Source organism: Pseudoalteromonas sp. AOP31-A2-14, assembly GCF_052378035.1.
In the GTDB taxonomy this organism is placed as follows: domain Bacteria; phylum Pseudomonadota; class Gammaproteobacteria; order Enterobacterales; family Alteromonadaceae; genus Pseudoalteromonas.
Map to the genome: position 1 here is coordinate 194,313 of NZ_JBQSXI010000001.1, position 12,304 is coordinate 206,616.

The window sequence follows — 12,304 nt, forward strand, 5'->3', positions numbered from 1 at the left end:
CGTTAACAACCAGAGAGGCTATTTAGCCTCTATATTTTTGGTAACTTTACATGGATTACCAACGGCCACTGAATTGGCTGGAATGTTTTTAGTAACTACACTACCTGCGCCAATCACACAGTTATCGCCAATGTTTACTCCTGGCAACACCGACACATTACCGCCGAGCCAGACATCGTTACCGATTGTTATTGGTTTTCCAGATTCTGTGCTACGACGCTCAATAGGGTCGATAGGGTGAGTGGCTGTTGAGATCATTACATGTGGGCCAAACATCACATTGCTACCAATCGTCACTTTGCAAACATCTAATATAGTTAAATTATGATTAGCATAAAAGTTATCACCTAATTCAATATTGCGACCAAAATCACAGTAAAACATTGGCTCAAGATACGCTTTGCCTCTAAATTTAAGTAATTCGCCAAGAATTTTAACTCGCTCATGAGGCGTTGTAGGATCAGCCAAATTAAACTGATGGCAAATAACCTTTGCGTGAGTGCGCGCTTTCGCAAGTTCGGGATCGGAGGCGACATAAGGTAAGCCCGCCAACATTTTTTCAAGTTCAGTCATAGTATTAGTCATAAGATTAGTTCGCGTAAGTAAAGGTGACTAAGATTATAAAATACTAACAAAAACTAACAAGAGGGCCTAACGCAGTGAGATTATTGCAGATTTGAAGTCGGAATTTGCTGATCATTACAGGAAATGAATAGGCTTGCTTATGTCCATGTACTTTACCCTTCGGCCGCACTACGTGCGTTTAACTTGGTTTAAGACAACGTTTGGGCGAACCCTGTAGAAGCTTCTCACCTGCCTTCTGTTATTTTTTATAACAAAAAAAGCCCCACAATAAATTGTGGGGCTTTCTTCGATAATAAATGGCGGAGAAGGAGGGATTCGAACCCTCGATAGAGCTACAAACCCTATACTCCCTTAGCAGGGGAGCGCCTTCGGCCACTCGGCCACCTCTCCGGCGCATAAACTGTTATTTTGATAATCGAGTGAATCACCAAAACATAAAATGGTGGAGAGATAGGGATTTGAACCCTAGAGGGGCTACAAACCCCTGCCGGTTTTCAAGACCGGTGCATTCGGCCACTCTGCCATCTCTCCGTTGGGAAAGAATAATACGCAGGTGATTGAGGTGTGTAAATAGCAAAATGTTCGTTTGATGGTTTTTTGTTCTAAAAAGGCTTTTTTATTATATAGATGGGCGTAAATAGCGTATTTATAGATTAAATAATAAAGGGTTGCAGCAAACGAGGAGCTAAAGAAGAGTCTTCATTTAGTGGTTGGATGTTTGCTGCACCGCTAAAATAATCATGGTTGGGTGATTATTTGTATTGAATTACGCCGCCTAATGCGAGCGCTTTTCCATACTGGTTAAGTCTAGCTAACATTTTTGCTTTGCGATTGGTTGATTTAGTTGCCACAGGTGGGGTTGCTGCGCCATTTAATGTATTTACTGGTGTCATTACTTTTGCTCCGAATTGTTTTGGTTGAAAACGTGCGTATTTTGCATGCTATTTGGATAAAAAGACAACGATAAAAATTGAGGTTGAAGGATTAGTTTTATTTATCTGAAAGTGGCTATTAACTTGTTGTTAAGTTTGTGAGATTTTAAGGTGTTGCATTTTTATGCATAGCGGTTTATTTTTAACTTGTTGTGTTTATTCATTTTTATTTTTATTTTGTATAGGTTTATGCATTTGAATATAAAGTGGCTGCGTAATTATTCAGATTAATATAATTTGCTTTTTTGTGTTTTTAAGTGGCCGTTAAGTCTAGCAAGGAAAAGCGTATGTAGATGGTGGTAACAAGAGAGTCTATAGCTAAAAAAATACTAAAAAATAATTGATTAATTACTATAGGCTACCTCAAGGAAGGGGTTAAGTATCGACTAGTTAACCAATGGGAGCTTTGACTTAAACCGTGAAAAAGTTTGCCAGGTCGCTTTAGTGTTTTTAGTAGTGGTAATAAGGGCTGATAGGTTGCTGCACTTAACAGTGAATGCATTATTTAATAGTGGTTGTATCATTAGCGTTTTTATCATGTGAAACAGATAATAACTTTGCACGGGGCTTTAACTGTAAAGCTAAAACTTAATGCAGCGCTGCTTTGAGTTTAAAGCCAAGTTATATCGATACCAGCCACAATTAAAACGTTTGGTTTATTAATTAAAGCCGATGGGAGTTTATCAGTTTAACGCGAGCTAAAAATAGTGTTCATCCATCTGTCTTGCGTTATAAAAAAGTAAAGTATAAAAAAAGCGCCTACTAGGTAGGCGCTTTGGCGTTAGTTGCGCAATAGCGCACTCTAACTGGGGATAGAGCTTTTTTGCTGAAATGATCTGGCAGCAAAAAAGCGTTAATTCGCTTGGTGGGCGGGCGTCAGTACAATAGCATTACCGAGTAGCACTAAACTAAACCCTAAAAAGGTATTAGCTTGCCAAATAAAGCATTCAAAAATACTACTTAGCGTTACTGCAACTAACGAAATAATACTATTACGTAACAGACCCGCTCTGGGCGGATATTTTTAGTAAAGCTAAGTAGCATGTAAAGGAAATCACAATACCGAAGACCGCGAACTAAAGCAGTGATAACCAATAGCTACTCAGGGCAGAAATAACAAAATTACTATTACTTAATAGTACATATATGGCTAAGCCAAGTGCACTATATAACATGCCCCATATGTTAACTTATATAGCACCAATATGTTACCTTGCATGGCACCAATACAGTGCAATGAGTTGCGCTCACTCACCATATTGCCCAATGAGGCCACAAAGGTACCCGTAAGTGCAAGGAGTAACCCGACGAACACCCAGTTACTCAAGTCGAATTGCTGGTTTTGTGGCCAAAACACGCTCATGATACCAATAACCTCCAGATTTGCACCAAAATAAATATGTTTTGCCATCTGTTTACCAATAACCTACAGGGTTGCACCAAAATAACTACGTCTTACAATCTGTTTAGTAAAGAATAACCGGGTATTGATTGTGTTCATTAAATAGCAGTATTGAAAATGTTGCATATTCCGGAGCATCGTGAACAGTGATTCCGGCCCATCGTGAACACCCGTTCTGGTTTTAGCGTGAACGCTCATTCCGGTTTTATCGTGAACACTTTTGACTGATTTTCCGGAATCGGTGTTCACACCAAACCAGTACAATTTCAACGCATTGATTATTAATTACTTTGTTAAGCTATTTCCTTTTTGTATTACTGAGGAAGGGATATGGCGACTAAGAGGATCACAATGCGTAAAATTCGAGAAGTGTTGAGGCTACATTTTGCTGCCCAACTCAGTGTCAGAAAAATAAGTGCCAGCACTAAGATCAGTGTCGGTGGTATTCAAAAACTACTCACTAAAGCCAGAGCTTTATCGTTAAGTTGGCCACTGCCCGACGAGCTTGATGATTCTGTGCTTGCTAGTCAGTTCTATCCTCGCGCCGACACTCGGCCATCCCAGCGATTTGAAGTGCCAGATTGGCCAGCCATTCGAAAAGAATTAACGGGCAAAGGCGTCACCAAGAACTTACTCTGGGAAGAATATACTCAGCAATATCCGAATCGTTGTTACAGCTATTCTCAGTTCTGCGATCGCTATATGACCTGGCTTAAAAAGCAAAAACGTTCGATGCGACAAGTGCATAAAGCAGGAGAAAAACTCTTTGTCGATTATGCGGGTCAAACGATGCCCATTGTTTGTAATGCGACGGGTGAAGTGAAGTTCGCCCAGATATTCGTGGCGGTGATGGGCGCATCAAATTATACATTTTGTGAAGCAACCTGGAGCCAAAGTCTACCCGACTGGATCGGCAGTCACGTGCGAGCATTTGAATTTATCGGCGGTATACCTGACATGGTTATCCCCGATAATTTACGCAGTGGTGTCAGTAAAGCGTGTCGCTACGACCCTGATGTTAACCCGAGTTATCAGCAATTGGCCGCGCATTATGGCACCGTGATTGTGCCTGCTCGTCCCAGAAAACCACAAGATAAAGCCAAGGCCGAAGTGGGCGTGCAAATCATTGAACGCTGGATACTCGCCAAGTTACGACACCAAACCTTTTTCTCATTAGCTGAGCTAAACCATTGCATCAAAGCCTTACTGCTTGAGGTCAATAATAAGCCCTTTAAGCAACTGAGTGGGACACGACAATCATGGTTCGAGTCAATCGACAAACCCGCCCTCGCGCCCATGCCCAAACTAGCTTATCAATTCACGGATATTAAACACGTCAAAGTGAATATTGATTATCACGTTCAGTATGATAACCATCTTTACTCGGTACCCCATCACTTGGTGGGTGAAAAGCTTGAACTTCATGCCAAAGACAACTTGATTGAGGTTTATTTCAAGCATAAACGCATCACCAGTCACCCGAGAAAATATCATCCGGGCATGACCACCACATCCGAGCACATGCCTGTAAAGCATGAGAAGCATCATAAATGGTCACCAGGGCGTTTAATGAATTGGGCGAAAGATATTGGAGATGACGTTTTGCTCTGGGTGAAAGCACAATTGGCACAGAAACAACATGAAGAACAAGCGTATCGTGTGTGCTTAGGCTTACTCAACCTATCAAGAAGCTATCCCGCCGATCGGCTCAATAACGCCTGTGCGATAGCCAATCAATACAGTTTATATCGGTTAAAACATATCAAAGACATACTCAGTAGCAACCAAGATAAATTGCCGCGAACGCAAGAAGAGCCGTCGACGTTATTGCCACAATCCCATGAAAATATCCGTGGTCCTAAAAGCTTCCATTAAGGTAAGGAAATTCTATGTTAGAACAAACGATAACTCAGCTTCGTCAACTCAAACTCAGTGGTATGGCCAACGCCTTAGTGAGCCAAATGGAACAACCAAGTACTTATGAAGGGTTGTCCTTCGATGAGCGACTACAACTGCTAGCAGACAGTGAAGCCCAAGACCGAGAGAGCCGAAAACAACAACGCTTACTTAAAGCGGCAAAACTTAAATTAGCCGCTAACGCCAGAGACATAGATTATCATCACCCGCGAGGTCTCAATCAATCGATGATGGCATCGCTACTGCAATGTGATTGGCTGAATAAATCACAAAACTTACTCATCACAGGCCCTTGCGGTAGCGGTAAAACCTATATCACTTGTGCGCTTGCGCATACAGGATGCATGAAAGGCTACAGCGTTAAATATTACCGACTCTCAAGGTTGATGCTTGCGCTGACACAAGCCAAAGCAGATGGCACTTACAGTCGAATGTTACAGTCACTCGCTAAGATCGACTTACTCGTTTTAGATGATTGGGGGCTTGAGCCACTTAAAGCGGCACAACGAAATGACTTAATGGAGATCATGGATGATAGGCACGGCAGTTCATCAACCGCCATCATCAGTCAATTACCCACCGAAGAATGGCATCAATCCATCGGCGATAATACCTTAGCCGATGCCATTTTAGATCGACTAATGCACAATGCTCATCGGATAAAATTAAAGGGGGAGTCTATGAGAAAAATTCAATCTAAAATTGACCATCGTGAACACTTAGGTTAAAAATGTCATGAACCCAATGCGTGGAATTTAAGTGTTCACGATAAAACCGGAATCGGTGTTCACCATCACCGGAATACGCAAATGTGATAGAGACCATTGCTGAGCTTTGGTAATTTGCGTCCAATAAAGTAATTTAAGCCAAAATTGCAAAGTGCCAGTAAGCCATGATCGTGAACTGAATTATGCATCGGTAACTTTTTACTTAATACCAATATCCAGGTTAGTACAATTGCTATATAACGCTGCGCTTTTCATACGTTGTGCCTTTAACCGTTGAGTTTAGAATCCTAGCTATCGTGTTGATTGGATTATAGCGGGTAAATTTGCAGCTCAAGTACGACGTTAAAAGTGTGCTTTGAATTGTTCGGCGCCGTGTATTAATCCGTGGACCTTGTATGAATTTATTGCCAGTGGTGAGTATGACCGTTATTTAGGCTGATTTAGGCCCAGAGTACGGTACAGTAAAACTTTTTCATTTAGCACTTTTTGTGGGTATAAGTATTACGCTAGGGGTTATTTTCTGTGGGAAAGAAGTACCGTAGTTGCTTTAGAATAAGCTTTGGCTTGCCATGGGGTGAGAGCGTTTAGAGGTGGTTTTTTATACTTTGGCAGAATTAACTCAGCAAGCTAAAAGTAAAAAAGCAGCAAGTGGAATTAAGCCATTTGCTGCAAAAGGGATATCAAAACTTTACTGTTTAGAGGTGTTTTGCTTGTAGCTAAACAATGAGTAGCTTTTTAACTCAGGAAGCAGCGTTACAAGTTGCTGCTCTTGCTCTGCAATAACCGAAAAGTTACTGCATAACGTATCTGCGCGTTTTTCTAAACGTTTAGCCTGCTGCTCTACTTTGGTTTCTATTGCTGTGCCCATGTTTTCCATGCGTTGTTCAAAGCTTTTCATGTCGCCACCTGAGTCCATCATTTGTGAGCCTACCGCCATTAAAATACTACCCATGGACTGGCTGATTGCAGATTCAACCGCAGCTGATATTTGCTCTTCAAAATCTGATTCAAAGTTTTCACCAAATTTTTGAAAGCTTTGCTGGCCCATCACAAAATCATCTTGCTGGTAAAAAGTATCGTTTACTTCAGTTTCAATATCAGCCATTAACTTGTCGATACTATCAAGCTCTTCAATATTAAATGCTTGAGCGACTTCATTAATTGCAACACCTGCAATTTTTACGCTTTCTAGGGCTATATCAGCAACTTCGGGTAATTGGCTACGCAGGCTTTGCGAGTAATCGTTGATTGCTTGGCGCTGCTCACTATTAAGTGTAATACTTTGATCATCGATATAAAGTTGGTTGTCATTAACAATTTTCATGGTGTGATTATCACTGGTGAAGATCTCTAACTCGTTAGGCTTAATACGCACGTCATTATGAAACTCAACGTCGCACTGCTCACCATTAAAAGAAATATTATTATCATGATCGTTATGCGCCATTACAGAAGTCGTAATGAGTAATGAGCTAATTAACAGTAACTTTTTCATGTTATTTTCCATCTTATTTGAAATAATAATTCGTTATTATGTAGTTATTATCAAGCTTAATGCCAATTGTATTTTGTATTTATAAACAAGGAGTTAACGTTTTACGATGAACTTTATGTAAAGCCTTTTATTAAAAATAAACTAATAGTTAGTCAATTTGACTAATAAATCCTGGGTAATAAAATTTTTTTATCGTTTCGATAAAAAAGTCTCACTTTCTAAAATTCAAATTTAGCGCTATTTATTCACATTAATGACATAGAAGCTATTTAAGGTAGCAATATGGCTTTATTTTAATGCGCCTTCATAGTCTGGATAGCCGCATTAAATTTATTTAATCTACCAGCTTTTGTCGCAATGAGCGTTTGGTTGGTTTCAAGCATTTTATGGAGTGGGTTGTGAGTAAGACATTTAGTTACGATGCGCTAGATGATGATTTTGTTGAAGACGAGTACGAAATGGTCGGGCGCAATCAACATGACAAGAAAAAGCAAAAAGTGAAAAAAAAGTTGGAAGACTACCTGGAGCAAAAACGCTTGCGTAAAAGTATAGGTGATGATGACTTTGATGAGTACTTAAACGACTAAAAGTAAAGAGGCCTAATGCCTCTTTATTGTTTGGTGGTGTTCTAAAAAGTATGCTGGCATCAGACGTAGCCATAATTGATGTAAAAGAACACCAAATCAAACACTTTAAAATGATTATCAAGCTTTTTTGAGAAGCAACAAGTCTTTCTAACCGCTCGTCTTAATCGGTGTCTAAGGCGACAGTTATTACCCTCTATACCTATGGTATGCTGTTTGCCAACCTGTTTGTGATCACCTTTAAAGGCGGTTTTAAAGCTATCCCAGTTGTCCATACTGATAGAGCCATAGCTTACTTTAAGTTGCTTTAAACGTGCTCTTAGCTTCTTAGCTGTTTTTAAGTCACGTTTGCCCCAGACATAAGCGACAATCTCATTAGTAGCACGGTCATAAGCGTAGATGAGCCAGACTTTACGCTTCTTGCGATACACGTAAGTCCAGAACTCATCAACCTCTAAGCGTTCATAGTAGCGCTTCTTAGGCGCGATCTTATAAACAGATGAGCCTATGGTGCCCAATACTTTACCGATACTGACTGAGGCTATAATAGCTATGTCTCTAACACCGCAACCTCTCACCGTCATTAGCCGTATGATGTCTTCTATTTTAGAGTGACAGCCCTTATAAGTTAAGGCATGGTCACCAATGAATTGACGTTTGCAGTCCTTGCATTGGTAGTTCTGCTTGCCATAGCTTTTTATGCCGTTTTTCTTTAAACTGGGACTGTGACAGTCGGGGCAGCTGATATCTATTTGTGTCTTCATAACCTCAAATATATCATCTTGCTTTGGCTGTCACCCTCCTTTATTTCTTCAGCATACTTTCTGACACACCACCTATTGTTTTAATGCTTACGACTTATTTTTAAGCGCCTTAACAATCGCACTTTCAATTTGCTGTGGCTTGGTAAAAGGCACAAAACGCTGAATTGCCTGGCCATCTGAACCAATTAAAAACTTGGTGAAATTCCATTTTATTTTGCGAGTAAATAGCCCCGGAAGTTGTGACTTCAAATGGCGAAAAATTGCGTGAGCATGCTCGCCGTTTACATCAACCTTATTCATCACCGTAAAATCTACACCATAGTTAATTAAACAGCCTTTAGCTATTTCATCTGCATTACCGGGCTCTTGCTTACCAAATTGGTTACAAGGAAAAGCCAGCACCACTAAACCCAGCTCAGCATATTTTTTATGTAGTGTTTGTAGCCCTTCATATTGCTTAGTAAAGCCGCACTCACTGGCGGTATTGACTATTAATACGACTTTATTTTTTAGATCGCTAAATTCGTAGGGTTGGCCTTGCAAGGTCATCGTTGAAAGTTGATAAAAGTCATTCATGTTGGCTCAATAATTATTATTGTTATTTGCGTCAATATTAACTTGAGTACTGAGTTATGCAAAGCCGAACTTTTAATAATCCCTTACATTTCACTGCTAAAACTTTTTAGTAAATACTCTATCAGTAGCCTAACCCGATACGGCATTAAGTCTTTACGCGGGTAAACCAACCATGAGGCGTTATCAGTTACTTGAAATTCTTCTAAAATAGTAAGTAGCTGGCCAGTTGCTACATATTCATCAACAATATCAGCTGCTAAGTGAGCAATACCAAGCCCTGCTAAAGTGGCGCCTAGCAGTGCTCTAGGGTGGCTGCTACGCCAGTTACCCGTTACTTTTACTTCTTGCACCTCGTTATTTACATTAAAGCGCCAGCGGTTACCCATGGCAATTAGGCAATTATGTTGCTGTAGTTGTATTGGCTGTGTGGGAGTTGAGTTATGTTTTAAATAAGTAGGGCTGGCCACTAAGGTCATAAAACGTGGACAAAGGGGGCGAGCAATTAAATTAGAGTCTTGCATGCGGCCAAAGCGAATGGCTAAATCAAAACCCTCTTCGACTAAATCAACATTGCGGTTGTTAAAGTCAATTTCAATTTCTACTTCAGGGTAGTCTGTAACAAATTCGGCTATTTTAGGCGCTACCTGTGCAGCCATAAATTCACCAGCACCTGAAATACGAATAAGCCCTTTAGGTTTTCTTTGCTCACCTTGCAGTTGATTGTTGGCATCAATCAACTCTTGTTTGATGGCTTTTAGTTTTACCGCGTATTCGCGACCTGTATCCGTTAGGTTTATTTTACGCGTAGTGCGCTGAAATAAAATTGAGCCAAGGCGCGCCTCTAATTGTTGAACTTGACGGCTAATGTGGGAGGTAGACACATCCATCTTTTTTGCGGCTTGTGTAAAGCTGCCGTATTCAACCACGTGTAAAAATTCATCGAGTCCTTGCCACATAGGAATATTTCCAATATAGATATAATTATTACTTATATCATTCATTGTTGCATACATGCAAAGGAGATTACCTGCTGAACCACTTCTTTTTAGAAATTAAGGACCTACAATATACTGCATATTAATGACACAATGATGGATAAAAAATGCTAAATTTTAGTTTTTCAAACCCGACGAAAATTCACTTCGGCGAACAACAAATTGCAGAAATTAAACAAGAAATACCTAAAAACTCAAAAGTACTTGTTACTTACGGTGGCGGCAGCATTAAAAAAAATGGCATCTATGAGCAAGTCAGCGATGCACTAAGTGAGCATCAATGGTTTGAATTTGCAGGTATTGAACCAAACCCAAGCTACCAAACGTGTATGAAGGCCGTTGCATTAGTTAAAGAAAAGCAGATTGATTATATTCTAGCAGTGGGCGGTGGCTCGGTTATTGACGGTAGTAAGTTCATTGCTGCTGCGGCTAACTTTGATGGTGAGCCGTGGGATATTTTAGCCAAGGGTGCTGAAATTAAATCTGCGATTGCATTGGGTGTCGTACTAACTTTGCCAGCAACAGGTTCAGAATCAAACAAAATGAGCGTGATATCTAACCTTGAAACTGACTCTAAATTGCCATTTGGCAGCCCCTTTGTGCAGCCACAATTTGCAGTGCTTGATCCGGCTGTTACTTACTCATTACCTAAACGCCAAGTAGCCAACGGTATTGTTGATGCGTTTGTGCATACTATGGAGCAGTACTTAACTTATGATGTTGGCGGTAAGCTGCAAGACCGCTTCGCAGAAGGTATTTTAATGACCTTAATAGAAGAAGGTCCTAAAACATTTAGCGAGCCAGATAACTATCAAGTGCGCGCCAATGTTATGTGGTCAGCAACTATGGCGCTCAATGGTTTAATTGGTGCTGGTGTGCCACAAGATTGGGCAACACATATGCTTGGTCATGAAATGACCGCTGTGTACGGCCTTGATCATGCGCAAACTTTAGCAATTGTGTTACCGCGAATGATGTTAGAGCAGCAAGAAACCAAGCGCGATAAAATTTTGCAATACGCCGAGCGTGTATTAGGCCTTGATATTACTGATGAAAATGAAGCCATTAAGCAAGCGGTAGTCGCGACAGAAGCATTTTTTCATAGCGTTAATATGCCAACTCGATTGAGTGATTATAACTTAGGTGAAGAAGTTGCAGATAAAATAGTATCGCAGCTTGAACGCCACGGCATGACAGCACTTGGCGAACGTGAGCAAGTGACGCTAGATAAAAGCCGTAAAATTTTATTAGCGAGCGTTTAGCGTTGATCTAACTCACTAAAATAAGTTAGTTTAATATTAAAAATAAACCCATGGCTACCAATGTTGTGTAGTAAATGTTGTGCGTTTTATAGGCCACAATAATTGCCGAAATTGCAGCGCTCAGGTATGGGTTTTGCCAATTTAAATTAATCCCATCATCAGTGACAAACACAATCGGCACCCAAATAGCGGTAAGTACAGCGGGGGCGCTAAAACTTAAAAACTGCTGCATTTTAGGCCCAACTTTAAATGGTAAAGCGCGGTGTAAAAATAAATAGCGAGTAAAAAAGGTAATACAGGCCATGAGCAAAATAGTGGTCATCATACGCTGTGCTCCTTCTTTGTTTGGATGCGACTAATTAAGTAACCGACACTCATTGCTGTTAAAGCCGCTGCAACGAGCCAAAGTTGAAAGCCTTGGCTTTTTAAAACAGTAGCAACAATACCGGCCGTTATTACTGTGGCTAAAGTAGCCAAACTTTTAATGCCTGGGATAACCAGTGCAATAAAGGTGGCGGCGATGGCAAAGTCGAGGCCAAGATTAGTCAGATCAGGTAATAAACTACCCGCCACAATGCCAATCAAGGTCCATAAATTCCACGCGATATAAAAACTAAATCCTGCACTTAGGGCGTAAATTAAGCGCACTTTAGTACGGTATGCTTTACGGTGATGCGAAAATGCAAAGAGCTCATCAGTTAATACAAAGCTTACAGGTAAGCGCCAGCGTATAGGTTTATCAATCACTTTATGGCGAACAGCTAAACCGTATAAAAAATGCCGAGAACTAATAATAAAAGTAGTAAATAAAATAGTTAATAAGGAGGTGTTACCCGCCATTAGTTCAATTGCAACAAGCTGCGCAGAACCTGCAAAGACGAGTAATGACATGACTTGAGTTTCAAAAGCAGTAAAGCCATTTTGAATCGCCAATGAGCCGCACAAAATTCCCCATGGTATCACCGCAAGGCACAGCGGCAGCATGTCTAAAAAACCTTTCAAAATGGCGCGGTAAGTCGACTTCATAAAATGGTACTCTTTTTATTCTTTTTTTGTCATAGATA

The 12,304-nt window shown here is 40.5% G+C and carries 13 protein-coding genes and 2 tRNA genes; 4 read left to right on the top strand and 11 right to left on the bottom strand.

Annotation, left to right across the window (positions count from 1 at the left end):
* Nucleotides 1-18: 18 nt before the first annotated feature.
* From ACT3S9_RS00850 to ACT3S9_RS00870, 5 genes are all read right to left on the bottom strand, one after another.
* Nucleotides 19-585, bottom strand: a complete 567-nt coding sequence (locus tag ACT3S9_RS00850) for a sugar O-acetyltransferase (protein ID WP_444750656.1) — start codon at nt 583-585, stop codon at nt 19-21.
* A 297-nt stretch (nt 586-882) separates the two neighbouring features.
* Nucleotides 883-975, bottom strand: a tRNA-Ser gene (locus ACT3S9_RS00855).
* 50 nt (nt 976-1,025) lie between these two features.
* Nucleotides 1,026-1,116 (bottom strand) — tRNA-Ser (locus ACT3S9_RS00860).
* Between the two features lie 221 nt (nt 1,117-1,337).
* The gene (locus ACT3S9_RS00865) at nt 1,338-1,478 is read right to left on the bottom strand and encodes a hypothetical protein (RefSeq protein WP_441836577.1); all 141 of its coding nucleotides are present in this window, start codon (nt 1,476-1,478) and stop codon (nt 1,338-1,340) included.
* Between the two features lie 1,189 nt (nt 1,479-2,667).
* Complete coding sequence (locus ACT3S9_RS00870; protein ID WP_441836578.1) at nt 2,668-2,928, bottom strand: hypothetical protein; 261 nt, start codon at nt 2,926-2,928, stop codon at nt 2,668-2,670.
* 321 nt (nt 2,929-3,249) lie between these two features.
* Here ACT3S9_RS00870 and istA point away from each other — a divergent pair, with 321 nt between their 5' ends.
* The gene (istA, locus tag ACT3S9_RS00875) at nt 3,250-4,794 is read left to right on the top strand and encodes an IS21 family transposase (protein ID WP_444750657.1); all 1,545 of its coding nucleotides are present in this window, start codon (nt 3,250-3,252) and stop codon (nt 4,792-4,794) included.
* A gap of 14 nt (nt 4,795-4,808) precedes the next feature.
* Nucleotides 4,809-5,564 (top strand): IS21-like element helper ATPase IstB, encoded by a 756-nt coding sequence (gene istB / locus ACT3S9_RS00880; protein WP_008108839.1) that lies wholly within the window; start codon nt 4,809-4,811, stop codon nt 5,562-5,564.
* 688 nt (nt 5,565-6,252) lie between these two features.
* On the opposite strand, the gene ACT3S9_RS00885 is transcribed toward istB, so the two are convergent.
* The gene (locus ACT3S9_RS00885) at nt 6,253-7,059 is read right to left on the bottom strand and encodes a YggN family protein (protein WP_441836579.1); all 807 of its coding nucleotides are present in this window, start codon (nt 7,057-7,059) and stop codon (nt 6,253-6,255) included.
* 398 nt (nt 7,060-7,457) lie between these two features.
* Between ACT3S9_RS00885 and ACT3S9_RS00890 the strand changes: the two genes are divergently transcribed.
* On the top strand, nt 7,458-7,646 hold the full coding sequence (locus ACT3S9_RS00890; RefSeq protein WP_441836580.1) for a PA3496 family putative envelope integrity protein: 189 nt from the start codon (nt 7,458-7,460) through the stop codon (nt 7,644-7,646).
* Between the two features lie 59 nt (nt 7,647-7,705).
* Here ACT3S9_RS00890 and ACT3S9_RS00895 read toward each other — a convergent pair whose 3' ends face one another.
* From ACT3S9_RS00895 to ACT3S9_RS00905, 3 genes are all read right to left on the bottom strand, one after another.
* On the bottom strand, nt 7,706-8,407 hold the full coding sequence (locus tag ACT3S9_RS00895) for an IS1 family transposase (protein ID WP_443489204.1): 702 nt from the start codon (nt 8,405-8,407) through the stop codon (nt 7,706-7,708).
* A gap of 87 nt (nt 8,408-8,494) precedes the next feature.
* Entirely contained in the window at nt 8,495-8,983 is a 489-nt protein-coding gene (locus tag ACT3S9_RS00900; RefSeq protein ID WP_441834013.1) for a glutathione peroxidase, read from the bottom strand.
* A gap of 83 nt (nt 8,984-9,066) precedes the next feature.
* Complete coding sequence (locus ACT3S9_RS00905; RefSeq protein WP_444750658.1) at nt 9,067-9,996, bottom strand: LysR family transcriptional regulator; 930 nt, start codon at nt 9,994-9,996, stop codon at nt 9,067-9,069.
* Between the two features lie 89 nt (nt 9,997-10,085).
* On the opposite strand from ACT3S9_RS00905, the gene ACT3S9_RS00910 reads away from it, so the two are divergent.
* Entirely contained in the window at nt 10,086-11,240 is a 1,155-nt protein-coding gene (locus ACT3S9_RS00910) for an iron-containing alcohol dehydrogenase (protein WP_444750659.1), read from the top strand.
* 25 nt (nt 11,241-11,265) lie between these two features.
* On the opposite strand, the gene ACT3S9_RS00915 is transcribed toward ACT3S9_RS00910, so the two are convergent.
* Nucleotides 11,266-11,565 (bottom strand): AzlD domain-containing protein, encoded by a 300-nt coding sequence (locus ACT3S9_RS00915; RefSeq protein WP_441834016.1) that lies wholly within the window; start codon nt 11,563-11,565, stop codon nt 11,266-11,268.
* On the bottom strand, nt 11,562-12,266 hold the full coding sequence (locus tag ACT3S9_RS00920; RefSeq protein WP_441834017.1) for an AzlC family ABC transporter permease: 705 nt from the start codon (nt 12,264-12,266) through the stop codon (nt 11,562-11,564). Before ACT3S9_RS00920 ends, ACT3S9_RS00915 begins: the two co-directional genes overlap by 4 nt.
* Nucleotides 12,267-12,304: the final 38 nt, after the last annotated feature.

Excerpts from the sequence above, each read along its gene's own strand:
- ACT3S9_RS00910 (WP_444750659.1), top strand. The coding sequence starts at position 10,086 with ATGCTAAATTTTAGTTTTTCAAACCCGACGAAAATTCACTTCGGCGAA.
- istB (WP_008108839.1), top strand. The coding sequence starts at position 4,809 with ATGTTAGAACAAACGATAACTCAGCTTCGTCAACTCAAACTCAGTGGT.
- istA (WP_444750657.1), top strand. The coding sequence starts at position 3,250 with ATGGCGACTAAGAGGATCACAATGCGTAAAATTCGAGAAGTGTTGAGG.
- ACT3S9_RS00905 (WP_444750658.1), bottom strand. The coding sequence starts at position 9,996 with ATGTATGCAACAATGAATGATATAAGTAATAATTATATCTATATTGGA.
- ACT3S9_RS00895 (WP_443489204.1), bottom strand. The coding sequence starts at position 8,407 with ATGAAGACACAAATAGATATCAGCTGCCCCGACTGTCACAGTCCCAGT.
- ACT3S9_RS00870 (WP_441836578.1), bottom strand. The coding sequence starts at position 2,928 with ATGGCAAAACATATTTATTTTGGTGCAAATCTGGAGGTTATTGGTATC.
- ACT3S9_RS00900 (WP_441834013.1), bottom strand. The coding sequence starts at position 8,983 with ATGAATGACTTTTATCAACTTTCAACGATGACCTTGCAAGGCCAACCC.
- ACT3S9_RS00885 (WP_441836579.1), bottom strand. The coding sequence starts at position 7,059 with ATGAAAAAGTTACTGTTAATTAGCTCATTACTCATTACGACTTCTGTA.
- ACT3S9_RS00865 (WP_441836577.1), bottom strand. The coding sequence starts at position 1,478 with ATGACACCAGTAAATACATTAAATGGCGCAGCAACCCCACCTGTGGCA.
- ACT3S9_RS00915 (WP_441834016.1), bottom strand. The coding sequence starts at position 11,565 with ATGATGACCACTATTTTGCTCATGGCCTGTATTACCTTTTTTACTCGC.
- ACT3S9_RS00850 (WP_444750656.1), bottom strand. The coding sequence starts at position 585 with ATGACTAATACTATGACTGAACTTGAAAAAATGTTGGCGGGCTTACCT.
- ACT3S9_RS00920 (WP_441834017.1), bottom strand. The coding sequence starts at position 12,266 with ATGAAGTCGACTTACCGCGCCATTTTGAAAGGTTTTTTAGACATGCTG.